This is a genomic window from Microbulbifer mixtoriginis (SeqCode), assembly GCF_052467515.1.
This window is the reverse complement of the sequence record NZ_CP174314.1, coordinates 4,049,733-4,074,420: the sequence shown is the minus strand read 5'-3', so window position 1 is coordinate 4,074,420 and position 24,688 is coordinate 4,049,733. Positions and strand designations below refer to the sequence as shown.

Below are 24,688 nucleotides of genomic sequence, written 5' to 3'. Positions count from 1 at the left end.
CTCTAGATATTGAGGTTACGGCCGCCGTCAACGGCAATAACCTGGCCGTTGATATAGGGGGCGTCACAGATCAGGAAGCGCACGGTTTTGGCGATATCGCTGGGGTCACCGGTTCGGGCCAAAGGAATGCGCTGGGTGATTTGTGCTTTCTTGGCTTCGTTAGTTGCCTCTTGCTCCGGCCAAAGAATGGCACCGGGGGCGACTGCATTGACCCGCACCTGGGGCGATAGCTCCAGAGCGAGGCTTTTTGTCAGCATTACCAGTCCAGCCTTGGCGGCGCAGTAAATAGTATGCTTGGGCATCGGGCGCTCGGCGTGAATATCCGCCATATTAACAACGCAACCCTGTTGTTGGCAGAGTGTTTCTTTCAGGGCCTGAGTGAGAAAGAAGGGAGCTTTGAGGTTACTGCCTACCAGCCGATCCCAGTCCTCCTCGGTCGCCTTTCCCACAGGTGTGGGGTGAAATGCAGAGGCATTGTTGACCAGAACATCAATACCGCCCCAGGCCTCTTGCGCGCGCTGGGCCAGATTGGAACAGGCTTCGGCGCTATTCAATTCACTGTGCAACGCTATGGCAGAGTTGGGGCGAAGTTGGTTCAGCTCGTTTGCCAGGGCCTTGGCAGCATCAGCCGAGTTGCGATAGTGAATAACAACTCTGTGATCTCTATGCAGCTCTTCAGCAATAGCACGGCCCAGGCGTGCGGCGGCACCGGTAATCAACACATTACGCAATGTAGTTATCCTTTACTCTGGCGATTGCCTTGATGCGCTCCCGGTCCAGTGCTTGCCCGAGTTTCGCACCCTGGTAGCCCTGTTTAATCAACTCCTCGGCAGTTACTGCTGCTGCCCCATCTCGAGCGGCACGTAAAAAGTCCACCTGTGGATAATCTCTATTCTCCAGCCCCTCACGACCTCGGGCATCTGCCTCACAGGCGCGAAGAAAGTTTTCAAATCGCTCGGGACGTCGCAAGGCATCCAGACTGCGGATCATTTTCATAATGGTCTGTGGGCGCAATTCGAAGGCTCTGTGGCAATGCAGATGATATTCGCAGACCCCGATAGCTAGTGCAGTCAGGTCTTTTGGGGTACGCCAGCGCTCACAGACGGCCTTTACAAGAGGTACGCCTGCGGCCTCGTGGCCGTGGTGGCTGGGAAGAATTTCCTCGGGAGTCAGTCCTTTGCCCAGGTCGTGTAGCAGTACTGCAAAACGCAAGGGGAGCTCTGCCGGTGCGGCGCGCAGGGCTAGTAGTACGTGTTCTCCAGTGTCCACTTCGGGGTGGTGTTTGGGCGGTTGGGGAACACCAAACAAATTCTCTAATTCTGGTAACAGTACCGAGAGGGCACCGCAGTCTCGCAGTACTCGAATAAATATATCGGGGTCTGGCTCGGTAAGCGCCCGGCTTACCTCTTTCCAGACCCTCTCGGCCACCAGATATTCCACTTCACCCGCTTCTACCATCTGGCGCATGAGTATCATGGTCTCAGGGGCAACGCTAAAGCCAAGGTGATGGTAGCGGGCGGCAAAGCGGGCTACTCGCAGTATTCTTAGGGGGTCTTCGGCAAATGCAGGAGAAACATGGCGCAAAAGCCGTGCCTTCAGATCTTTCTGCCCGCCGTAGGGGTCTATTAGCTTGCCGTCGATGTCTTCTGCAATGGCATTAATAGTGAGGTCTCGCCGCAGGAGATCCTCTTCCAGAGTGATATTGGCATCGGCGTTAACGGTAAAACCGCCATAGCCGTGGCCGCTCTTTCTTTCGGTGCGAGCGAGCGCGTATTCTTCATCGGTCTCAGGGTGTAGGAATACTGGAAAATCTTTGCCGACTGGGCTGTATCCGAGGTCCTGCATTCTATCTGCATCTGCTCCAACCACTACCCAGTCACGCTCGGTGACTGGGCGATTCAAAAGTCTGTCGCGCACTGCGCCGCCAACAAGGTAGATCTTCAAAAATTGTTCTCCAGAGCTGGAGATATCATTAATTCGGTAGGTGATTGTACTGCCATAAGTCCATTTATTCCGGCAATGTCCGCAGGGGTGCTGCTGGATAAGAATGCAGGGAAGGAGGGTCAGAGGTTTTGGCAAGATAAAAAAAAGGCCCCGAAAAAACAAGGGGGCCCAGGGTCTTAGGGTATTCGCTTAGCAAACATCTAATTGCCAATAGCGGGATCGCTGACTTACCGGCCATACCCGCTGGAGAGGATCTGGCGACACACTGGTACCGCTAAATCTGAAGTCATTCTATGTGACCTGTCATACCTGTCAACTATATCTTTTAGTATTTTTTGAGGGGGTTGTATCTCTGTTCGTTAACTAAATACATGGACCGAATTTCGGGCTGGTTTTGCAGCATTGAACAGCATAATTTATAGGGGCGATCCTGTTGGGCAGGATAATTTCGCGCCTGGCTTCGGGGGATGGAGTTGGGGCTTTTGAAATTGACCTGGTCGTCAAGGATTGCAGTTGTTGGGGAGAATAAATATGAGCGAACTACATGTGCTAACCACCGGGGAAGCGGCTCGGTATTGTGGGGTCAACTTCCGGACGGTGATTCGCTGGATTGAGCGGGGGCAGCTCAAGGCTTACAAGCTTCCTGGGCGTGGCGACCATCGGATTTGTGTAGAGGACTTCGTGGGTTTCCTACGGGATAACTCTATGCCAGTGCCGAATGACCTGGCGGTACCCAGTCGCAAAGTTCTGTTGCTGACAACAGATCCGGAACTGACTTCTTCAGGCCTCCAGGCCTTGAAAAATATCGGCTGTGAAATTGAAGTGGCTGGTGACAGTTTCTCTGCGGGTGTTTTATTAGCTAATGCCAAGCCGGCGCTGTTGGTTGTCGATGCCGCATTGGTTGGTGACGGGGGCTTTCAGGTACTGGATTACTTGAGGTCGCGCAGCGAGTATAGCAGCCTGCGTATCCTGGTTGTGGCTGCTGAGGAAGATCTGGATAAAGCCCGCTGGCTGGATGCGGGGGCCGATGCTCTTCTGGCACATCGTGAAGAACGCGGTGAACTGGCTGCTAAAGCCAGGTTGCTGCTAGAGGCTGATCACTAAGCCAAGTTTTCTGCCTGGATTTATTCCTGGCCATTCGCCCCGTTTGCACGGGAGTTTTAACAGAAAGCTCCCGTGCAAAGATTCAGATAGGTTTCGGAATCAGCATTGACTCCTCTTCTCCTTCCTGCCGATCACGGCCCTGTTCAGGGCAGTGGAAACTAGCCGTAATTTCATCGCCGTTGAGGCTGTTTAGATGTATATCAAAACCCCAGAGTCTGTGTAGATGCTTTAAAACTTCCGGAGTATCTTTGCCAAGTGGCCGGCGGCGATGCTGGGTGTGATTTAAGGTAAGTGAACGATCTCCCCGTGTATCTACAGAGTAAACCTGTATGTTGGGTTCTCGATTACCCAAGTTGTACTGGCCCGCGAGATTCTCCCGAAGTTGTCGATAACCACTTTCGTCATGGATTGCACTGACAACAATTTCATTTTCCTGATCGTTGTCGCTGACACAAAAGAGTTTCATATCACGCATCACTTTTGGTGAGAGAAACTGTAGGATAAAACTCTCATCCTTGAAGTCGCGCATGGCAAACTGGAGTGTTTCTCGCCAATTACTTCCAGCGATATCTGGGAACCAGCGGCGATCCTCATCGGTTGGTTCTTCACAGATACGCCGGAGATCACTAAATATACTGAAGCCCAAGGTGTATGGATTGATGCCATTGTAATAAGGACTGTCAAAACTGGGCTGATAGATCACGTTTGTATGACTTTGCAGGAACTCCATCATAAAGCCTTCAGTCACTCGTCCTCGCCGGTAGAGTTCTGTTAGCAGTGTGTAGTGCCAAAAAGTGGCCCAACCCTCGTTCATGACTTGAGTTTGGCGCTGTGGATAAAAATACTGTGCGAGCTTGCGCACGATACGTACTAATTCTCTTTGCCAACCTTCAAGTAAGGGGGCATTTTTTTCGATAAAGTAAAGGAGGTTCTCCTGGGGTTCCTCCGGAAAACGTTTCTCATTGGTTTCCTCGGTGCCTTCTCCAAGTTTTGGGATCGTTCGCCATAGATCGTTGAGTTGACGTTGCCGATATTCTTCACGCTCCTGTTGCTGTCGCTCTTCTTCAATAGCTGAGATGGGGTAAGGGCGTTTATAGCGATCCACGCCGTAGTTCATTAAGGCATGGCAGGAGTCGAGAATGGCCTCGACTTCATCAAGCCCGTGGCGTTCTTCACAGCGGGAAATATAATTTTTGGCAAAGATTAGGTAGTCGATAATACTACTGGCATCCGTCCAGGAGCGGAAAAGGTAATTGCCCTTGAAAAAAGAATTGTGCCCGTAGGAGGCATGAGCGATCACCAAGGCCTGCATTGTCATGGTGTTTTCTTCCATGAGGTAAGCGATGCAGGGGTTGGAGTTGATAACAATTTCGTAGGCGAGCCCCATTAAACCGCGCTGATAATTATTCTCAACACTTATAAATTGCTTGCCAAACGACCAATGGTTGTAGCCCACTGGCATACCCACCGAAGAGTAGGCATCCATCATTTGTTCTGAACTGATAACCTCAATTTGATTGGGGTAGGTATCCAGGCCAAATTCGTCTGCCAACGCGCCAATGGCGAGGTCATATTCCTGGATCAGCTCAAATGTCCACTCTGAGGTGGTAGAGATAGGGTTTGCTGATTCTGGTTTTTGCGAATCGCTGCCGCTGGCAAATGTATCTAGCATCGAGCGGTCACCTTCTGGCTGAACAGTTGACGGAATACAGGGTAAATATCCTGCACATCCACAATTTGCTCCATGGCGAAGTGATTTGGGAATAGGGTACGCACACTTTCGTATTCTTCCCACAAGGCTTGGTGGTCTCTGGGAGTTATTTCCACGTAGGAGTAGTACTGTACATGGGGCATGATGTCGTCAATTAGGATACGATGGCAGGTGCTGGAGTCATCATTCCAGTTGTCGCCATCTGAAGCTTGGGCGCCGTAAATATTCCATTCACTCTCCGGGTATCGATCGCGCATAATCCGTCTCATTAACTTCAGAGCGCTGGATACGATGGTTCCCCCTGTCTCACGAGAGTAGAAAAATTCCTCTTCATCCACTTCCTTGGCGCTAGTGTGGTGGCGGATAAAAACGACTTCTGTGTATTCATAACTGCGTTGCAGGAATAGATAAAGCAGGAGGAAAAAGCGCTTAGCCATGTCTTTAGTGGCTTGATTCATAGAGCCGGATACGTCCATAAGGCAGAACATAACCGCACGCGAACGAGGTTTTGGTTGTTTGATTAATAGATTGTATTTCAGATCAAAATCATCCAAAAATGGCACCCGCCCAACACGGCGGCGCAACTCAGCGATTTCGCCTTTCAGAGCCTCTATCTTGCGCTGATCGCGCAAAGCAGTATCTTTTTGTTCCTCTAACTCTAGGGATGTCTCCAGTTCACGGATATTTCGTCTTTTACTACTAGTGAGTGCGATACGACGAGCATGAGCTGCTCTTAAGGAGCGAATGACATTTAGTCGACCAGGGGTGCCTTCGTTACTGATTCCAGCGCGGACTACTTGAAAGGACTCATTACCGGCGAGCCGTTGTTTAACCATGTTGGGCAGTTGTAGCCCTTCAAACATAAAGTCGAGAAATTCTTCCTGTGAAATTTGAAAGACAAAGTCATCCACTCCCTCGCCACTATCACTGGCTCCTCCGCCACTGCCATCACCACCTTTAGGTTGCTGGCGTGGAATACGATCCCCTGTGGTAAATTCTTTGTTGCCAGGTAAAACACGCTCGACATGCCCCCCTGAGCCATGTGAAAAAAGGGGTTCACTGATATCTCGGGTAGGAATGCTGATACGTTCACCCTTGTCCATGTCCATTATGGATCGGCTGTTCATAGCGTCACCCACGGCTTTCTTTATATGGGCTTTATAGCGCCTTAAAAAGCGTTGCCGATTTACAGTACTTTTCTTTTTTCCATTTAGGCGGCGGTCGATGATATAGCTCATAGTTCTGCCTTTAGTCTGAATAAAACCATCTGGCAAGGCCACCATGCAATCTATTCAGAAATGCTTTTGTCGTCTATTTGGTCCCCTGTAGGGGGCCAAATAGACGAAGTTTTTCAGATCTAGGAAAATAGGAATAGATACTTGAAAGTTTCTATCCGTCATTGCAATTAATACAGCTACTGAGATTTACGTACACGGAGATACCATTCTGATAACAGGCGAACCTGTTTTTCTGTATAGCCGCGTTCTACCATGCGGGCAACAAAGTCTGCATGCTTGCGCTTGTCATCCGCAGAAGCTTTGGTGTTAAAGGAAATAACTGGCAGGAGATCCTCGGTGTTTGAGAACATCTTTTTCTCAATAACAGCGCGCAATTTCTCATAGGATCGCCAATCTGGATTTTTTCCCTGATTGTTGGCGCGAGCACGTAAAACAAAGTTGACAATTTCATTGCGAAAGTCTTTTGGATTAGAGATACCTGCAGGTTTTTCTGTTTTCTCTAATTCTTCATTTAGTGCGCCACGGTCTAGGATTTCCCCAGTCTCTGGATCTCGATATTCCTGATCCTGAATCCAGAAGTCTGCATAGGTGACATACCTATCAAATAAATTTTGCCCATACTCGGCATAAGATTCGAGATATGCGGTTTGGATTTCCTTGCCAATAAATTCTACATATCTTGGGGCGAGATATTCCTTGATGAATCCAAGATAGTTTTCTTGTATTTCTGGAGGGAATTGTTCTTGTTCTATTTGTTGTTCCAGGACATAGAGTAAATGCACAGGATTGGCTGCTACTTCTGTAGCATCAAAATTAAAAACTTTGGAGAGTATTTTGAAGGCAAAGCGAGTGGACAGCCCATTCATTCCTTCATCGACGCCGGCATTATCTCGATACTCTTGTATAGTTTTGGCTTTGGGATCTGTGTCTTTCAGATTTTCTCCATCATAAATGCGCATTTTTGAGTAGAGGCTTGAATTTTCCGGGTTTTTAATGCGTGAGAGCACCGAAAATTGAGCCAGCATACGTAAGGTGTCAGGTGCGCATGGAGCTTTTGAAAGGGAGCTATTTTCCAGTAGCTTCTGATAGATTCGAATCTCTTCCTGAACCCGAACACAATAGGGGACTTTGACAATATAAATTCTGTCAAGGAAGGCCTCGTTGTTTCGATTATTTCGGAAGGACTGCCATTCAGACTCATTAGAATGTGCCAGAATGGTCCCATTAAATGGTATAGACCCGAGTCCTTCGGTGCTATTGTAGTTGCCCTCTTGGGTTGCGGTAAGTAGGGGGTGAAGAACCTTGATCGGGGCCTTGAACATCTCAACAAATTCCATCAGCCCTTGGTTGGCACGACAGAGACTGCCTGAAAAGCTGTAGGCATCTGGATCATTCTGAGGAAAATCCTCTAGCTTTCTGATATCAATTTTGCCAACCAGGGAGGAGATGTCCTGATTGTTTTCGTCGCCAGGTTCAGTTTTGGAGATGGCAACCTGATCAAGAATCGATGGGCGGACCTTAACTACCCGAAACTTACTGATATCACCTTTGAATTCATGAAGGCGCTTAACAGCCCAAGGGGACATGATAGTATTTACATAGCGTCTGGCAATACCATAGTCTTCTTCAAGGATTCGCCCATCTTCATTGGGGGAGAACAAACTCAAAGGAGATTCAAAAACCGGAGACCCTTTGATTGCGTAGATCGGCACTTGCTCCATAAGTGCTTTAAGACGTTCTGCCAGTGAGGATTTACCGCCCCCAACAGGCCCTAATAAATAGAGTATTTGTTTTTTCTCTTCCAGCCCTTGAGCGGCATGTCGGAAGAAGGAGACGATTTGCTCAATTGCCTCTTCCATACCATAGAACTCGCCGAAAGCCTTATAGCGCTTGATAACCTTATTACAGAAAATACGTGATAAGCGAGGATCGCGAGAGGTATCTATCAGCTCTGCCTCTCCAATGGCCATCAGCATTCTCTCAGCGGGTGACGCATAGGCACTGCGGTCTGTCTTACAGAGTTCCAGGTATTCTTGAATACTGAGCTCTTCATCCTGGATTGACTCGTATCGTTCCAGGTAGTGATTAAAAATTGTCATGGAATTTACCTCCCTGTAGCCTGGTGGGCAGAGTCCAGCGTCCTGCTTATCATTTTGAATCAGAGCACTGACTAGTTGTTTCTGTGGCTTCCGCAAAGTGTTTGATTGGCGGTTATCCAGTCATTACTTTGTTTTAGTGTTGCCCGGCATAAAGCGCTATTCATTATCGCCGTTGCTAACCTTGTCCTTCCCCGGATTCGATGAAACGGTTCCGGCTTTTCCAGCATAGCTTTTTGGTTCACTACGGCACTGGATTGTCATTCAGAGAGGTTGAATTTAATGGCAGTTTTGGTCTTTACTTACGACTCGGAAGAAGTAAGTGGGTTAATAAGGAACTGAAATGGCGATTTTAGTGACTGGCGGCGCCGGTTATATTGGTAGTCACACCTGTGTTGAGATGCTTTTGGCTGGATTACAGCCAGTAGTGGTGGATAACCTCTCCAATAGCAGTCGTGAGGCCTTAAACAGGGTAAATCTGATCACAGGTGAGGATATACCTTTTTTTGATCTGGATATTGCTGATAAGCCTAGGCTTCGCCAAGTATTTACTGATCACAAGATAAAGGCAGTAATTCATTTTGCAGGCCTTAAAGCAGTGGGTGAATCCGTGGCTCAACCTTTGCGCTATTACCAAAATAATGTGGCTGGTACCTTGGCACTTATGGAGGTGATGGAGGAGTTTGATACTAAACAAATTATCTTCAGTTCCTCAGCCACGGTCTATGGAGATCCAGAAACGGTACCTATACATGAAAGCTTTCCCACTGGCGCTACAAACCCATATGGTGCTAGTAAGCTGATGGTAGAGAATATAATGAGGGATATTTGTTCAGCGCCAGGTAACGGTTGGAAGGTAAGTCTTTTAAGGTATTTTAATCCAATTGGTGCACATAAGAGTGGTTTAATTGGTGAAGATCCTCGTGGTATACCTAATAATTTACTGCCTTATGTTGCCCAGGTTGCTGTTGGTCGGCGCCCATTCCTACAGGTTTTTGGGGATGACTACGCTACGGTAGATGGTACTGGTGTCAGAGATTATATCCACGTGGTGGACTTGGCTCGAGGTCATCTTGCAGCTTTAAATATGTTGTGTAAACCATCAACCCCCGTAGGTTGCTATACCCATAATCTTGGGACAGGCAAGGGAAATTCAGTATTAGAGGTAGTAAGGGCTTTTGAGGCGGCTAGCGGGAAGTCTATACCCTATAAAATTGTACCCCGTCGAGCGGGAGATATTGCTGAATGTTATGCAGATCCAACCCTGGCGGAGAGTGAGCTTGGCTGGAAGGCTGAGCATGGCCTGGAACGGATGGTAGAGGATACCTGGCGTTGGCAGTCTCAAAACCCAAATGGTTACGAAGCTTAAGTAACTATCTTCTCTGATTGTAATGCTGTGTAGTGGGAGGGAGTCCACTACTTACTGCCAATTCTCTAGAAGCTGTTTCATAACTTCTTTAACGTAATTAACATGCATGCAATATAGAAAAAAGCACGATAAGTGGACAAATATCGCTCCCATCTAACAACTAAACGGCGGTAATTTCCCAACCACGCAAAAGTCCTCTCAACTTTCCAACGGCGAGCGTACCTTCTAAGCTTTCTGCCATCCTGCCTTGAGACTTTTTTCCTATTTCTCCTGTGTGGACAGATAAGGTCAATTCCACGACTCAACAGGCTATCTCTAAGAGGATCCGAGTCCGCCGCTTTATCATAAACTAAGCGATGAATCTTTGTGTTTTTATACGTAACATCAAGTAATGGGTGTAATAACTTCACTTCTGCTGGTGAGGCCGAAGTAATGGTGCCTCCCAGTGGAATACCTTCGCCATCGACCACCACCATCCACTTTGAACCCTTGCCCCGCTTGGTTTTCCCGATTTCGAAGCCCCTTTTTTTGCTGGTGCAAAGCTGCCATCAGAAAAGACCTCCTCCCAGTTAAGCAAAGACTGCTGATCCAACAGCTCCAGAAATCTTCTCCATGCCTGTAACCAAGCTCCTTGCTCTTCCCAAAATTGAAGCCTTCTCCAGCATGTACTCGGTGATGGATAATGTGAAGGAAGATCTTTCCATCGCGCTCCAGAACGCAAAAGCCATAGGATGCCCTCAAAACAAGCTCGATTATCAATGGGTTTTGGGCCTCCCTTTCCTCGTTTTAACTCAGGAAGACAAGGTTCGATCAATTTCCATTGATCATTGGTTAACTCTGACTTGAATCGGCTCACTATTGCTGGCCTTTTTTCTATGTAATTGCGTGAGAATAGCCGATTTCAAGTTATGAAACAGCCTCTAAGAACTCTGGAACTATTAACTCCACAAGGAGTCACTACTCTTTGTTATTTAGGATAGCTTATTCTTTATGGAGTGAAGAAGTTTTGAATCAATTGGTTGTTGATGCTCTATATGTTCATCGAGGAATAAACAGTGTTATTGAAAATCTGTCCTTCTCTGCCTCTGCCAGAATAATAAAAATATTGGGAAAGAATGGCTCAGGAAAGACAAGTCTTTTGCTCGGGATATCAGGTCTAATTTCTATATCCTCAGGTACTATTAATTTACTTGGGGAAATAAAGAGGTCAATCCGAAGAGAAAGGTGTGGAGTGTTTTCTGATGCGATCACCCTTCCAAGTTATTTATCTGTTGAGGAAGTCCTATCTGTTTGCCATATACAAAAATCTGACCGTTTAAAAGAATTTAAAGAAGAGTTTTTGTGCGATATTCATTCTTGTGCAAAAGTTTCCGACTTATCGGAAGGGCAGCGAAGAAAAGTGGCTATAGTTTGTGCCTTATTTAAAGAAAATGGAGTTCTTTTATTGGATGAGCCTTTCAATGCTTTGGATGAGAACTCTAGCAGAGCTTTGATCGAGCACTTATCAGGTTATTCTGGAATGCTCATTTACGCGAGTCATAATTCCGTTTCTTTTTCAGAAAAAGAAACGGAGGTAATGTTGTGAGCGTGCCTTTGAATAACTTGTTGTTTGCAGGGGTTGCCTTTAGGCTGAGAATTTGGGTTGAGGCAAATCAATGGATTTTAATTGGGCTGGCCTCAATAATAACTCCTGTATTGATGATGATTCATCTTCCTGTAAGCTTGCTCTTGACAGGAGAAGGTGGAGATATAAGGACTTCTCTCTCTATTCTTCTAGTGGCGCATACTGTTTTTGCGGTTTGTGGGATTCTGTTGTCTCCTGAACCTACGGAATTAAAGTGGTATCTGAGCTACTTCCACCCTCTAGATTTGATTAAATCTCTATGTATAGTTCAGCTTAAATACAATCCACTTTTTTGGGCGCTATGGTTGCTTCCGCTCTTAGTGTTGGTGTACTTGGGAGAGCCGTTTAGTATCTTAGGGTACCTGACTTGGTTTTTCTTATTCTGTAGCATCCAATTGTTTTCTTTTTTGACTTTAATAGGGCTCAAATATAGACAAATTCTGTTTTCACAATCAAGGACAGTTTTATTAAAAAAATCGCGTATAGTCATCAGATTGCTAATCGCGTTTTCAATTACTATTTACTGTTATGTGTTTGCGGCTAATGAGTTTTTGATTGCCTTGCGTATTTTATTGATAGTTGGCTCTTCAATAATTTTTACCTACGCAATAAATTCCATTTTGGAGGATGAGGCTGAAGTCAATTTTTGGATGATGATGAAATCTTGTGGAAAGGGTGGAATTGTTATTCAGGAGTACTTCAAAGGTATCCTAATATCCATGCCTGGGATTATGGTAGTTCTCTTTATAAATGGGCGGGAGTCAGCGGCCCATTTTTTGATTTACATGCTTGCTATAACGGGGTTCTCTTTACTTTCACTTTATAAGTGGGGGCGAGTTATTTTAGCTCCTTTATTAGCTGTCTCAGGGATGACGTTGTTGAGCGTATAAACCCTCAAGTCAGGTATACAGCTCTAAGGGCAAAACTAAATTTCTAGTAGCCTCCATTGACCCCTGAGATTTTTTATAGTTTTGTGGGGGCTCAGAGGCTGCAGTCTGTACAAAAAAACTCTTCGTCGCCCAGGCGCATAGCTGTTAGATATCCCCCCCATACACAGCCGGTATCCAAAGCATAGATATTTTCGGTATCGGCTCTTCCTTCAAGGGCGGCCCAGTGGCCAAAAATTATTTTGTCATTTTTGGTCTTTCTATTAGAAAAATTAAACCAGGGCTTGTAATCACCATGGGATGCCTGAGGCCCACGCTTGGTAACGAGGTCGAGGGTGCCATCCTCCTTGCAGAGGCGCATGCGCGTGAAATAATTGGTAATTGAACGAAGCCGCTCAATTCCGATTAGGTGATCATCCCAGCAGTGGGGTTCATTACCATACATGCCGTAAAAAAAGGCCTTTGCCATGGCTTCATTCGAGAGAGCATGCTCTACCTCACGAGATAGCTTTTGGGCTTTGGTAATACTCCAGATAGGGGGGATACCGGCGTGGACCATAGTGTATCCCTTTTTATGTACCATTAAGGGAAGGGTCTGTAGCCAGCTTAACAGACGATCGGAATCTTTTGCCCTTAGAATCTTTGCGAGATCTTGCTCTTTCTCTGCAAGATGTTTGGCCCCATGTGCCAAGGCCAAGAGATGCAGATCGTGATTGCCGAGAACAGCGGTAACTTGATAACGGTGTTCATAGAGAAAGCGTAAAGTCCCCAGACTGTCTTCGCCACGGTGAACTAAATCTCCGGCGATCCATAGTTTGTCACTGTCAAAACTAAAATGGATTTTCTTTAATAGGCGCTTTAAAGATTCGAAACAACCCTGAATGTCGCCAATAGCATAGGTAGCCAAACTCTTATCTCCCGAGGCTTAGCTTGCTCAGTATTATCCAAGCTTTGTGCAGTAATTTGATAGCTGTACAAACTCTTGCACACTCAGAGTTTCTGGGCGACGGCTGGCATCCACTGGCAGTTGATCTGGATTGAGGTCTGGGAACAGGGGCTTTAGTGCATTGCGAAGTGTTTTACGGCGTTGCTGAAAAGCGACATTGACGATTCTTTCCAATAGTTTTTCATCTTCAGCAATGTAGGGGATCTTGCTATGGGGTATTAGACGGACAATAGCAGACTCCACTTTAGGGGCTGGCCTGAAGGACTGAGGTGGTACTGGAAATAGTCCTTGCACACGGCAGTAATACTGTACCATTACTGTGAGACGGCCATAGGACTTGGTACCAGGGCTGGCTCCGAGGCGATCGACTACCTCCTTTTGCAGCATAAAGTGCATGTCCTGCACTTTGCTTTTGAAGCTGAGCAAATGAAATAAAAGAGGCGTGGAAATATTGTAGGGGAGATTGCCAACAATACGCAGAGGGCTCTCACCGGCAAATTCTCCAAAATCGAATTTCAATGCGTCTCGCTCAATAATCTTGAAATCAGGGTAGTCCCGGAATTTAAATTCCAACAGAGGAATCAGGTCCCGGTCCAGTTCCACGGCTGTGAGTGAGGGACAACGTTGTATTAGCAATTCGGTAATAGCCCCTTGGCCAGGGCCTATTTCGACCAATTTATCGGTTTCTTTAGGGGCTATTGAACGAACTATACGCTCGATGATATTTCCATCGACCAAAAAGTTCTGGCCAAAACGTTTGCGTGCCTTATGTTGGAAAAAATTGTCCATTAATTAATCTGCAATTCAAATAGTGGTATTAGGCAAACAGGATGTTATATCACCTGCTGTTTCCGAAGTTGTGCTAGTTCTATTGCCTGAGTGAGGGCAGCTTCGAGACTGCCACAACTGGCTTTGCCAGTGCCCGCCAAGTCCAGGGCGGTGCCATGATCGACCGAGGTGCGAATATAAGGTAAACCTAGGGTGATATTAACCGCCTTGCCGAAGCCATGAAATTTTAACACTGGCAGGCCCTGATCGTGATACATGGCAAGTACTGCATCGAAATGCTCTAACTGGGGTGGGGTAAACAGTGTGTCTGCCGGTAGTGGCCCGGTCAGATGAAGGCCACGTTGACGCAGCCTTTCCAGTGCTGGCTGAATCACTTCGATTTCTTCCCGGCCCAAGTGGCCCCCCTCTCCAGCATGAGGGTTCAATCCACAAACCCCAATGTGAGGTGAATGGATACGGAACTGATCGCGCAGACCGCCGTGTAGAATCTCGGTGATGAGCTCCAGACGTTTGCCAGTTATTGCTGTGCTCACATCTTTAAGTGGAAGATGTGTAGTGACAAGGGCTACTCGAAGCTCCTGCGCAGCCAGCATCATGACTACTTGTGCTACGCCTGCTCGCTCCGCAAAAAACTCGGTATGGCCACTGAAGGGAAACCCAGCTTCATTGATTACCCCCTTATGTACAGGGCCCGTCACTAGCGCATCAAATTGACCGTTTTGACATCCATCTGCGGCTATCTCCAATGTCCTCAATACATAGAAGGCGTTGGCGGTGTTTAGCTTTCCAGGTAGGGATGGCTGCTTTAAAGGACTTTCTAAAATATAGAGGCTACCTGGTGCTGTTTCCGACAGCGGGGTATCTTCAGAGAAAGATATAAGCTGAAGGGGAAGTTCTAGCTTTTTAGCAGCCCGCTCCAGCAGGCTTGGGTCCGCAATGGTAATCAGTTGTGCAGGGCTGCCATGCTGAGACAATTTTACACATATCTCTGGGCCAATACCGGCGGGTTCTCCGGGGGTCAGCGCGATTCTGGGTATCATAGAGGAGCCACACTTTATACGAATAAAAAACCGGGCGCTTTGGCCCGGTCTTCGAGGTCTTAAAAAGCGCTTTTATTGCGCTTCCTGTTCAGGGCCTTCTTGCTTTTCATCTTTTAATTTAATTTCTACATAAGCTTGGTCGCGGATTTCCCTGCGCCAATTTTGCAGTTCTTCTTCATAGCGGCGGTTGCGTAAGAGGTTGGCAGCCTGGTTGCGAATATATTGATCGGTCATATCTTGTTTGCGTCGCCCCTCGACCATCAGGATATGCCAGCCGAATTGGCTGCGAAATGGCAGGCTGATTTCGCCGATGCCGGTGGTGTTCATGGCCTGGGTAAATTCAGGCACAAATTGTCCTGGCATAGACCAGCCGAGATCACCGCCGGACAGCATGGAGCCAATATCTTCGGAATTCTCGCGGGCGAGCTCGGTAAAGTTATCGCTAGCCATCGCCTCTTCTCGCATGGCTACCAGCTTGTTGTAGGCTTCATCATCCGTGAGGATGGCTGAGGGTTTGAGCAGGATATGGCGAACTTTAGTCTGCTCCACTAGTTGCTCGCTGGCACCTTTTTGTGCATGAATCTTGAGCAGGTGGAAGCCGGCATCACTGCGGAAGGGCTCAGAGATATCACCTACCTTGAGGCCGCTTAGCGCATCAGCAAATAGGGTAGGGAGTTCCACTGTTTTGCGCCAACCCAGGTCGCCGCCGGCGAGGGCATTCTGCCCAGCTGAATTGGCGATCGCCAGGCGACGAAAATCTGTGCCATCGCGCACCTGCTGAACCAGCTCCTCGGCTTTCTCGCGAGCTTGGGTAACTTCGCTGGCAGGTGCACTGGAGCTGATGGGGATCAAGATATGTCCCAACTCGTATTGCGGGGACTTCCAGAACTCTCCCTCTTTAGAGCGCAGAAAATTGTCGATGTCTTGGTCGGTGATCTGGATTCGTCGGTTGACGCTGCCTTGTTCTACCCGGCGGATCATCAGTTCCTGACGGATCTGCTGGCGAAAGCTCTTCATGGTCATGCCATCGGAACGTAGGCGCTGACGAAATTCTTCCGGACTGACACTCGCATTTTGTTGAACGCGAGCAATGGCTTGATCAAGCTCGGATTCAGATACTGTAATGCCCGCACGGGAGGCCATCTGTAGCTGTAATCGCTCGATAATCAGTTGTTCCAGTACTTGGCGGCGTAAAACATCTACAGGCGGTGCTTGGACTTGCTGTGCTTGAATCTGGCTGGCGATAGTGTTCATGCGCTGGGCAAGCTCACTGGCCATAACCACATCTTCATCAACAACGGCGACTACCCGGTCCAAGGTTTGTACTTGGGCTGTGGCCGTGCCGGCGATCAGGACACAAGCAGCCAGAACGGATGACAAGCCTAATTTCGGCATCAATTTCTGCATTATTTTCATCACGGTTTCAGCTTTTCTCTCTGATCAAAATTGGCAATTCCTTGACTTAGCATCTGAGTGACTGTTGCGCCAAACCCAGCTAAGCCCTTTAATTGTATTTCGAGGTAGACACCTTCATCGTATCGGAGGTCTTCAGCTCGAACGACGCCGGCTAGGTCATTGTCCAAAGTGCGACGCCACAATAATCGAGCTCGATAGCAGCAGTCGTCATATTCGATACCCGCCAGGTATTCCAGTTCCCGATTCAATGACAAATCGTAAGCTGCGCCAGCCATTATAGAGGTATGCGTGTTGATAGGCAGTACAGCGGAGCTGTTCAGTTGGCGCGTTGGGCCGACCTGCTCAATACCGTCCTTATTGATAAATGTGACATTGTCACGCTTATAGTAGTAACTGAAGTTAAAAATACGTGCTTCATTATCAAAGTAGCGCAAGCTGAAGTTGCCGCGGTTGACATTGTGCTCTGTGTCATCGTAGACCAGCTCACTGCCAATACGCAGGGATTGAATTGGGCGGCTTTCCAGTCTAGCGGCAAGCTCAGAGCGAGGGGTTTCTTCAATTAGCTCTTCCAGGCCGATCTGGGTATCACTGGAATAGAAGACTTGGCCGATACTGGCAGACAGCAAGTCTCGCCCACTAATGGGCTCAATAAAGCGGGTGGTTAGCCCCAGAGCAACCCTACTTGCATCGTCAATACGATCATTGCCGGTAAAACGGCTGTGGCGAAATAGCTGGTCGTAGCTGAAGGTGAACAGTGAGGTATCGTAGAGTAGATTGTTACTTTGAGGATCAATGGGGCCTAGGTTATTGATATCAGCACCAGTGATATTAAAAAAATCCTCTTGTTTGGCATTGCTACTAAGCAACCCGTACAAGCGGGGCTCTAGAGTCTGGATATACTCATGATTAAAGGCGAAACTATCTCGCTCGAAGTAGAGGCCGGTGTCCAGAGTGAGCTGCGCAGCAGAGGCGCTGGGGGTGTCGTTGGTGCCCTCTGGTAGGAAGGTATCACTGACTTGGTAACCCAGATAGCGGCCTGCCAACCCCGGCTTAAAGTAACCCCAAAGCCACTCTTTATCCCAAAAAAGCTCATAGTCCAGTCGCAAGCGGTCTGCGGTGATAAAGTCTCTTGTTCGTTCAGTGACACTGTCGGGGTCATCAATATCTCTAATAAACCTAATCGTCTGAGTGTCCTGGTGCCGCCATACAGTGGCTTCATTTTGTAAGGCGAGTTGCCAGTCACCCCAGCGGTAATTGCCATCCACATCTAGCCGAGGCAGCTGGGCGAAAGTATCGAAACGATCATTTTCCAATACTTGGTAATCCTGGGCACGAAGGCTAATCGCCCAGTTTTCAAAAGTGAGTCTACCCTGGGCTTTTTGACTAACCTGGGTTTCCGCGTTGATATCAAGGTTGGCGGTACTTAAATCGCGAAAATAGTCTGGATCGCTCACCTTGGTGTAGTCGATGTCGGTACGCCAGATACTGCCGCTATAACCACCCTGTTGTTCCAGGTTCACTAACCAGCGATCGTCCCCTTTGTAGGGCAGGACCAGGTCTTCAGGGAAGCCCCGGTCAATCAATTCCTGGGCGAGATCACTATTGCCGCCCTTATCATTAGGGAGATCGGCTAGGCGTATTTCGGTGTTGAACACGGGGCTTAGGTGGCGGAATTCTACTTCCAGACCCGTGCCGCGATACTGGATGTAGCGTGGAGTGATGGTCGCATCCATCTCCGGGGCGATGTTCCAGTAATACGGAACAGATAGGTCCCAGCCATTCTTATCGCTGTTGCTTAGAGAAGGAAAAAGGAAGCCCGACATGCGCGCATCGCCCACCGGGAAGCGAAAATAAGGGAAATAGAGTACGGGAACATCCAGTATCTCCAGGCGTACATCCCTAGCGGTTCCCTGGCTCTCCACTTGATCGATATTGATTTCTCCGCCACTCAGGCGCCAGAAAGCCCGGCCCGGCTCACAGCGGGTATAGGTGCCATCGGTAAGGGTCAATTCACCACTGGTCTGACGTGCGACTTGGGCGGCGTCACCATGAATAAATTCGTCGTGTACAACGTATGTTGCGTCCTCAATGGAGGCCGCTTCGGTATCGGTGTGAACCTCTGCCGAGTCCCCCCGAACGAGTAAATTGGGTTCGCGCAGTTCGATAGCGCCACTTAGGAAAGCGGTGTTGGTCTGGCGGTTGAGGGTCACTTCATCGGCAAATAATTGGCGGTAGCCTTGGGTGATATGGACGTTGCCAATCAGTTCGGCAGATCCGTCATCGAGGATGCGAGATTGCTCAGCTGTGGCACGCAGTGGCGCGTCTTCAGGGGGCAAGTTGGCATCGGGGTAATCCCTAGGCGGTTCGATAAAGGCTCCGGAGCAAATCGCCGGTACTCTGGCGCTTTCCTCAGGGGTCAATTCAGAACGTGGTAACCAGTCTAAGTACAGGTAGGGGTTGTATTCGGGATCTACGGCGGTTTGGTCCGCATGAGTCCATATAGGGTGCGCGGCCAACAAACCGAGGGCTAGAGAGTGGGCTCGTGGATTCTGAGCTATTGCTAGAGCGAGGCGACGCCACCGGGAGACTTCAAGCATCAATCGATAGGTTCCGGCTATTCTTTGGTGTTTCTTGTATCGGCAGATGCGTGCGACAGCTATCCAGCCGGGGCGCGCAAAAAATTATCGCCCGATTCTACTTGAATGTAGAAGTGGTTAATAGCCGCACAGATGGTACGGATGTAAGAGGCGAGAGTGTTATAGTCGCTTCAAGCTCCCTGGGGCAGGGTTTCAATACGAGCTGCTTAATGGGAAACTGCCGCGATAGAAAGAATCATTGATGGGCCGAACAATAAATGAAGGGTGTACTGTGAGTGATGACCTGCGACAAGAGGCTTTGGCTCTTTGGGTGGGTAAGGCTTTGGAAATTGAATTTCCAGCAGACTTGGCCAACCTTGCCGGGGATGCGGGCTTTCGGCGCTATTTCCGCACTTCTACCGAGCCTAGGTTAATCGCTGTTGATTCTCCACCTGAGTGTACTAACCCGGCCCGATTTGTAGCAGTTGCCGATTATCTGCGGCGCAATGGTGTGCACACACCCATGGTAATAGCAGCTGATACAGCCAATGGGTACCTGCTATTGGAAGACTTGGGTGATACCCAATTATTCGATGTGCTGAGTAATGACAGTGTTGAGGGGCTCTATGCGGAGGTAATGAGTGAGCTGCTGAGTCTCCAGCAGATACCCCGTACAGAGGATCTGTTTCCAGATTACAACCGGGAACTATTGCTGACAGAGATGCGTATTATGCCCGAGTGGCTGGTAGGCAAGTTACTCGGCTACTCTCTGAGTGAAGTAGAAAACCGCCTGCTGCAAGAGACCTTTCAACGGTTGCTGGAGAGTGCTGCAGGCCAACCGCAAGCTCTAGTGCACAGAGACTACCATAGCCGTAATTTAATGATCCGTGGAGGTGAGCGCCCTGGAATCGTGGACTTTCAGGATGCCGTGTGGGGACCGATTACCTACGATTTGGTCTCTCTGTTGCGAGACTGCTATATCCGCTGGCCACGCCAGCGGGTCGAGCGCTGGGCTTTAGCCTATGCCGCTACTGCAGAAGCTGCTGGGGTGCTGGAACCTGTCGAGCCTAAAGAGTTCTTAACTTGGTTCGACTGGATGGGGCTCCAGCGTCATATTAAAGTGCTGGGCCTTTTTCCACGTCTATCATTGCGCGATGGCAAGCAGAACTACCTGGGGGATTTGCCGCTGGTGATACGCTATGTACTGGAAACTGCTGGGCGCTATGAGGAGCTTCAGCCGTTTGCGCAGTGGTTTGAGCAACAGCTACTTCCGCTTATAGAGCAGCAGCCTTGGTACAGTGATTATCGCTATGCCGGTGAATAGCACTAATAAGCTGTATAAAAACTGATAGATGAATTGAATGACTCAGCTCACTGAGATAGCCCCAACAACCGCTATGGTCTTGGCTGCGGGCTTTGGGCGTAGAATGCGCCCTCTTACTGACCAAACCCCCAAGCCTTTGTTGTCTGTGGCGGGCAAGCCGCTTATTGAGCATGTGCTTGAGCGACTACAGGCTGTGGGAGTTCAACGGGTAGTGATCAACCTGGGCCATTTGGGCCATAAGATTCGTGATTACCTGGGGAGTGGTGATCGCTGGGGACTCGATATCCAGTATTCTGTGGAGCAAGAAGACCGACCCCTTGAGACCGCAGGGGGTATTCTCAACGCGATGCCGCTGCTGGGAGAGGGCCCATTCTTTGTGGTTAATGGGGATGTTTGGTGTGACTTTGACCTTTCGCAGTGGGTGAATCGCCCCTTACCTGAGGGCTGCCCCGGCCGACTTTTGATGGTGCCAAATCCTCCACATAACCCCGAGGGAGACTTCGGAATTGATAATGGCCTACTGTCTGGAACTGCCAAGCCCCGCTATACCTTTGCCGGTATCAGTTGGCTGCGCCCCGAGGTGTTAACCCGCTACCCCAAAGTGCGTGAATGCTTCGGCCTTGGCGAGGTCTTTACTTTCAATGAGGACAAACTACAGGCGGACTTATACCCTGGGGACTGGTGTGATGTGGGCACCCCCGAGCGCCTGGAAAACCTGCATTGCCGCCTGAGCGCGGAAAATTGAGTTACTGAAGGAAATAATGATGTCAGATTACAAGATTGCCCCCTCGATTCTTTCCGCCGACTTTGCCCGCCTTGGTGAAGAGGTGGACAATGTGTTAGCCGCTGGTGCTGACTGGGTGCACTTCGATGTGATGGACAACCACTATGTGCCCAACCTAACCATCGGCCCAATGGTGTGCCAGGCGTTGCGCAAGCATGGTGTCGAGGCGCCCATTGATGTGCACCTGATGGTGGAGCCGGTAGACGATATGATTCGCATGTTTGCCGATGCGGGCGCAAGTTATATTACTTTCCACCCCGAGGCTTCGCGACACCCGGACCGCTCCCTACAGTTGATCCGCAGTCTTGGCTGTAAGGCCGGTTTGGTCTTTAACCCAGCCACAGGACTGGATGCGGCCAAGTATGTGATGGACAAGCTGGATATGATTTTGTTGATGTCAGTCAACCCTGGCTTTGGTGGGCAAAAGTTTATTCCGGGCACTCTGGAAAAACTGCGCGAGGCGCGCCAGTTGATCGACGCTTCTGGTTACGATATTCGCCTTGAGATCGATGGCGGGGTCAACCGTGACAATATTGCGGAGATTGCCGCAGCCGGCGCGGATACTTTTGTTGCAGGCTCTGCAATCTTCAATGCCCCCGACTACGCTGAAGTGATCGGTGCTATGCGCGAAAGCCTGTCCTGAGAAAAACTTGGCGGGCAGCCCCTTGCCCGCCGCATACGGGATTTGTAAACTTGTGCGCCTGCACAGAGGGAATTTCCGTGAATCACACTATCCCCACATCCAGCAGTTGGCGATGGCGCCACTGATCCGCTGAGGCCAACTGGTCAACAATACCGTTCGGCCACCTCTCCCGTGGGCGCCGCCTATACTTTGGCGCCAACAAGAAAAATACCCAATAGATCGGAGTCTCTATGACCCCTAGTGAATACGCCCAACTTGTGTCTGAGGGCTATAACCGTATACCGCTAGTGCGCCGTGTGCTGGCGGATATTGAAACCCCCCTGTCCACTTATCTGAAGCTTGCCGAAGGCCGCTACAGTTACCTACTGGAGTCGGTACAGGGCGGGGAGAAATGGGGGCGCTACTCCATTATTGGATTGCCCGCCAGAACCCTGCTTCGGGTGCGTGGCAACGAGGTTACGGTGGAGTGTGACGGGGCGGTGATAGAGAGCTATACCGAGCGTGACCCGCTGGCATTTGTCGAGCAGTTCCAACAGCGCTATCGGGTACCGGAACTTGCCAATTTGCCGCGTTTTAACGGTGGTTTGGTTGGGTATTTTGGCTATGACTGTGTGCGCTATATTGAACCGCGCTTAGCGCACAGTATGCCGCAGGATAGCCTGGGTAATCCGGATATCCTGCTGATGGTCAGTGATGAGCTGGTGGTGTTCGACAACCTCGCCGGTGCGGTTATCTTTATTGTGCATGCGGACCCTTCCCAGGCCGATGCCTATGAGCGGGCCCAGCAGCGTCTGGATCAACTGGTGGAAAGGTTAGCCCGGCCTTTACCGGATACAGTGCCTCTGGACCTGGATGGCAAGGGAATCGAGGAGGGTGCTTTTCACTCCCACTTTGGTGAGAAAAATTTCAAGAAGGCCGTTGATAGGGTAAAGGAATATGTTCTCGCCGGTGATGTTATGCAGGTGGTGCCATCTCAGCGCTTGTCGGTTCCTTTCGATGCCCCGCCACTGAATTTTTATCGCGCCCTTCGCAGCCTGAACCCCTCGCCCTATATGTATTTCCTCGACCTAGGGGATCACCAGGTTGTGGGCTCTAGTCCAGAGATTCTGGTACGCCTGGAAGAGGGTGAGATGACTGTGCGTCCGCTAGCAGGCACCCGCCGTCGCGGTACTTCCGAGGAGGAAGATAAAGCCCTGGAGCAGGAGCTATTGGCAGACCCCAAAGAGTGTGCCGAGCACCTGATGTTGATCGATCTGGGGCGCAATGATGTGGGCCGTGTAGCGGCGACTGGCAGCGTGCGGGTCACTGAGCAGATGGTGGTGGAACGCTACTCCCATGTGATGCACATCACCTCCAATGTCACCGGTCAGTTGCGGGAGGGACTCACCGGTATGGATGCCCTGCGCGCGGCGCTGCCGGCCGGCACTTTATCTGGGGCACCAAAGATCCGCGCTATGGAAATTATCGATGAACTCGAACCAGAGAAGCGTGGTATCTATGGTGGTGCGGTGGGTTACCTGGCCTGGAATGGCAATATGGATACAGCCATCGCAATTCGCACCGCAGTTATTAAGGACGGACAGTTATTTATCCAGGCCGGTGCCGGCCTGGTGGCCGATTCAGACCCCCAATCCGAGTGGGATGAGACCATGAATAAGGCTAGGGCGTTGTTCCGTGCAGCGGGCATGGCTCTGGCGAGTAGCTGTAAAGAAGTAGAAGTAAAGATTGAACAAAATGAGCGAAGCTAGTATTTCTCAAAAAGTATCTCTTGCCGCCCGTTGTCAACAGATAGTCGAAGCTCCCCTGTTTAATCAGGTGATCATTAGCATGATCCTGGTTAATGCACTGGCGGTGGGGCTGGAGACTTCAATATGGGTGATGGAGCGTTTTGGTACTGCATTGGGGGTTGTTAACCAATTGGTACTGACTGCTTTTATTTTAGAGGCAGCGATAAAAATAACTTCGCACGGATCGCGTCCTTGGCGTTATTTTGCCAGCGGCTGGAACTGCTTCGATTTCACCATCATCGCCTTAAGTTTGATTCCCGCCACAGGGCCCCTGGCAACACTCGCGCGCCTGGTACGGATCCTGCGGGTGTTGCGCCTGGTTTCTGCTTTCCCTGAACTGCGTACTCTGGTGGATACACTGTTGCGCAGCTTGCCGAGCATGATGCATATCGCAATCTTGATGGGAATTATCTTTTATATCTATGGTGTGGCGGGCTACTTTCTCTTTCATGAGATAGACCCAACCCATTGGCGCAACCTGCCGATAGCTCTGTTGAGTCTGTTCCGTATAGTGACCTTCGAGGATTGGACCGACATTATGTATACCGCTATGGATGCAATGCCCTGGGCCTGGCTCTACTTTGTCAGTTTCGTGGTTATGGGCGCCTTTGTCATGATTAACCTGTTTATTGGCGTGGTGCTCAATAACCTGGAGGAAGCCAAGTTGCGTCGAATGGATGAAATGTGTCTGCCACCCAGTCAAACTGAAATACTGCGCGAATTGCGCTCAACCCAGGCGGCGCTCGCACGACTGCAAAAGCGCATGGAAGCAACTACCGATACTGCACAGGCTATGGGGGCCAAGTAATGATTTTGATGATCGATAACTACGATTCCTTTACCTGGAATGTGGTGCAGTACCTTGAGGAGCTGGGCGCTGAGGTTGTGGTCAAGCGCAATGATGAAATTACCCTTGAGGACATAGAGCAGTTGGCCCCGGCAAAAATTGTGATTTCACCAGGGCCCTGCACACCCAATGAGGCAGGAATTTCCCTGGAGACGATTCGTCATTTCGCCGGGCGTATCCCCATTTTGGGTATTTGCCTTGGTCACCAGAGTATCGGCCAGGTTTTTGGTGGTCGCGTCGTACGTGCCGGCCAGGTTATGCACGGTAAAACATCGCCTATAGTGCACAACAACCTGGGAGTGTTTCACGGGCTATCCAATCCTTTCGAGGCCACCCGTTATCACTCCCTGGTGGTGGAAAAGGGCAGCTTGCCTGAATGCCTGGAAATTACCGCCTGGACGGAGACGCCTGACGGTGAGATTGATGAAATTATGGGGCTGCGCCACCGGGAATTACCGATAGAGGGCGTACAGTTTCATCCAGAGTCCATTCTCACCATGCATGGCCACGATATGTTGAAGAATTTTCTCGAGTCCTGATGCGAAGGGCAAAACGCGGGGCAG

General features: G+C 49.4%; 21 protein-coding genes and 1 pseudogene. 10 read left to right on the top strand and 12 right to left on the bottom strand.

Annotation, left to right across the window (positions count from 1 at the left end):
- Window positions 1-2: 2 nt before the first annotated feature.
- Both ACJJIT_RS17570 and ACJJIT_RS17565 read right to left on the bottom strand, forming a co-directional pair.
- Complete coding sequence (locus tag ACJJIT_RS17570) at window positions 3-731, bottom strand: pteridine reductase (RefSeq protein WP_444899182.1); 729 nt, start codon at window positions 729-731, stop codon at window positions 3-5.
- On the bottom strand, window positions 724-1,944 hold the full coding sequence (locus ACJJIT_RS17565) for a multifunctional CCA addition/repair protein (protein WP_444899181.1): 1,221 nt from the start codon (window positions 1,942-1,944) through the stop codon (window positions 724-726). Before ACJJIT_RS17565 ends, ACJJIT_RS17570 begins: the two co-directional genes overlap by 8 nt.
- Window positions 1,945-2,475: 531 nt before the next feature.
- On the opposite strand from ACJJIT_RS17565, the gene ACJJIT_RS17560 reads away from it, so the two are divergent.
- Entirely contained in the window at window positions 2,476-3,048 is a 573-nt protein-coding gene (locus ACJJIT_RS17560; protein ID WP_444883633.1) for a helix-turn-helix domain-containing protein, read from the top strand.
- 82 nt (window positions 3,049-3,130) lie between these two features.
- Here ACJJIT_RS17560 and ACJJIT_RS17555 read toward each other — a convergent pair whose 3' ends face one another.
- From ACJJIT_RS17555 to ACJJIT_RS17545, 3 genes are all read right to left on the bottom strand, one after another.
- Window positions 3,131-4,720, bottom strand: coding sequence for a SpoVR family protein (locus ACJJIT_RS17555; protein WP_444899180.1), 1,590 nt, complete (start codon window positions 4,718-4,720; stop codon window positions 3,131-3,133).
- Complete coding sequence (locus tag ACJJIT_RS17550) at window positions 4,714-5,997, bottom strand: YeaH/YhbH family protein (protein WP_444887916.1); 1,284 nt, start codon at window positions 5,995-5,997, stop codon at window positions 4,714-4,716. Before ACJJIT_RS17550 ends, ACJJIT_RS17555 begins: the two co-directional genes overlap by 7 nt.
- A gap of 176 nt (window positions 5,998-6,173) precedes the next feature.
- Window positions 6,174-8,096 (bottom strand): PrkA family serine protein kinase, encoded by a 1,923-nt coding sequence (locus tag ACJJIT_RS17545; RefSeq protein WP_444899179.1) that lies wholly within the window; start codon window positions 8,094-8,096, stop codon window positions 6,174-6,176.
- 340 nt (window positions 8,097-8,436) lie between these two features.
- Here ACJJIT_RS17545 and galE point away from each other — a divergent pair, with 340 nt between their 5' ends.
- Window positions 8,437-9,462 (top strand): UDP-glucose 4-epimerase GalE, encoded by a 1,026-nt coding sequence (galE, locus tag ACJJIT_RS17540; protein WP_444899178.1) that lies wholly within the window; start codon window positions 8,437-8,439, stop codon window positions 9,460-9,462.
- A gap of 77 nt (window positions 9,463-9,539) precedes the next feature.
- Here galE and ACJJIT_RS17535 read toward each other — a convergent pair.
- Window positions 9,540-9,983 (bottom strand): annotated as a pseudogene (locus ACJJIT_RS17535) (IS5 family transposase); the annotation flags it as partial.
- Window positions 9,869-10,318, bottom strand: a complete 450-nt coding sequence (locus ACJJIT_RS17530; RefSeq protein WP_444899177.1) for a transposase — start codon at window positions 10,316-10,318, stop codon at window positions 9,869-9,871. The pseudogene ACJJIT_RS17535 and the gene ACJJIT_RS17530, both read right to left, overlap by 115 nt.
- Window positions 10,319-10,426: 108 nt before the next feature.
- Between ACJJIT_RS17530 and ACJJIT_RS17525 the strand changes: the two genes are divergently transcribed.
- Both ACJJIT_RS17525 and ACJJIT_RS17520 read left to right on the top strand, forming a co-directional pair.
- Window positions 10,427-11,047, top strand: coding sequence for an ABC transporter ATP-binding protein (locus tag ACJJIT_RS17525; RefSeq protein ID WP_444899176.1), 621 nt, complete (start codon window positions 10,427-10,429; stop codon window positions 11,045-11,047).
- Window positions 11,044-11,976, top strand: a complete 933-nt coding sequence (locus tag ACJJIT_RS17520; RefSeq protein ID WP_444899175.1) for a hypothetical protein — start codon at window positions 11,044-11,046, stop codon at window positions 11,974-11,976. The genes ACJJIT_RS17525 and ACJJIT_RS17520 overlap by 4 nt, the downstream gene beginning before the upstream one ends.
- Before the next feature lie 91 nt (window positions 11,977-12,067).
- On the opposite strand, the gene ACJJIT_RS17515 is transcribed toward ACJJIT_RS17520, so the two are convergent.
- From ACJJIT_RS17515 to ACJJIT_RS17495, 5 genes are all read right to left on the bottom strand, one after another.
- Window positions 12,068-12,880 carry a symmetrical bis(5'-nucleosyl)-tetraphosphatase gene (locus ACJJIT_RS17515; protein WP_444899174.1) on the bottom strand — a complete coding sequence of 271 codons (813 nt, stop codon included), beginning with the start codon at window positions 12,878-12,880 and terminating at the stop codon, window positions 12,068-12,070.
- A 33-nt stretch (window positions 12,881-12,913) separates the two neighbouring features.
- On the bottom strand, window positions 12,914-13,708 hold the full coding sequence (gene rsmA, locus ACJJIT_RS17510) for a 16S rRNA (adenine(1518)-N(6)/adenine(1519)-N(6))-dimethyltransferase RsmA (protein WP_444899173.1): 795 nt from the start codon (window positions 13,706-13,708) through the stop codon (window positions 12,914-12,916).
- A 44-nt stretch (window positions 13,709-13,752) separates the two neighbouring features.
- Window positions 13,753-14,748, bottom strand: coding sequence for a 4-hydroxythreonine-4-phosphate dehydrogenase PdxA (pdxA, locus tag ACJJIT_RS17505; protein WP_444899172.1), 996 nt, complete (start codon window positions 14,746-14,748; stop codon window positions 13,753-13,755).
- Between the two features lie 72 nt (window positions 14,749-14,820).
- The gene (locus ACJJIT_RS17500; RefSeq protein ID WP_444899171.1) at window positions 14,821-16,143 is read right to left on the bottom strand and encodes a peptidylprolyl isomerase; all 1,323 of its coding nucleotides are present in this window, start codon (window positions 16,141-16,143) and stop codon (window positions 14,821-14,823) included.
- Between the two features lie 20 nt (window positions 16,144-16,163).
- Entirely contained in the window at window positions 16,164-18,761 is a 2,598-nt protein-coding gene (locus ACJJIT_RS17495; protein WP_444899170.1) for an LPS-assembly protein LptD, read from the bottom strand.
- A 241-nt stretch (window positions 18,762-19,002) separates the two neighbouring features.
- Between ACJJIT_RS17495 and ACJJIT_RS17490 the strand changes: the two genes are divergently transcribed.
- The 6 genes from ACJJIT_RS17490 (at window position 19,003) to ACJJIT_RS17465 (ending at window position 24,664) form a co-directional block, all read left to right on the top strand.
- The gene (locus ACJJIT_RS17490; protein ID WP_444899169.1) at window positions 19,003-20,064 is read left to right on the top strand and encodes an aminoglycoside phosphotransferase family protein; all 1,062 of its coding nucleotides are present in this window, start codon (window positions 19,003-19,005) and stop codon (window positions 20,062-20,064) included.
- A gap of 37 nt (window positions 20,065-20,101) precedes the next feature.
- Window positions 20,102-20,809 (top strand): nucleotidyltransferase family protein, encoded by a 708-nt coding sequence (locus tag ACJJIT_RS17485; protein ID WP_444883644.1) that lies wholly within the window; start codon window positions 20,102-20,104, stop codon window positions 20,807-20,809.
- A 19-nt stretch (window positions 20,810-20,828) separates the two neighbouring features.
- Window positions 20,829-21,491 (top strand): ribulose-phosphate 3-epimerase, encoded by a 663-nt coding sequence (rpe, locus tag ACJJIT_RS17480; RefSeq protein ID WP_252084363.1) that lies wholly within the window; start codon window positions 20,829-20,831, stop codon window positions 21,489-21,491.
- A gap of 230 nt (window positions 21,492-21,721) precedes the next feature.
- A complete protein-coding gene (trpE, locus tag ACJJIT_RS17475) occupies window positions 21,722-23,239 on the top strand; it encodes an anthranilate synthase component I (protein ID WP_444899168.1) in 1,518 nt (505 codons plus the stop codon).
- On the top strand, window positions 23,226-24,086 hold the full coding sequence (locus ACJJIT_RS17470) for an ion transporter (protein ID WP_444899167.1): 861 nt from the start codon (window positions 23,226-23,228) through the stop codon (window positions 24,084-24,086). Before trpE ends, ACJJIT_RS17470 begins: the two co-directional genes overlap by 14 nt.
- The gene (locus ACJJIT_RS17465; RefSeq protein ID WP_444887925.1) at window positions 24,086-24,664 is read left to right on the top strand and encodes an anthranilate synthase component II; all 579 of its coding nucleotides are present in this window, start codon (window positions 24,086-24,088) and stop codon (window positions 24,662-24,664) included. The genes ACJJIT_RS17470 and ACJJIT_RS17465 overlap by 1 nt, the downstream gene beginning before the upstream one ends.
- Window positions 24,665-24,688 lie beyond the last annotated feature (24 nt).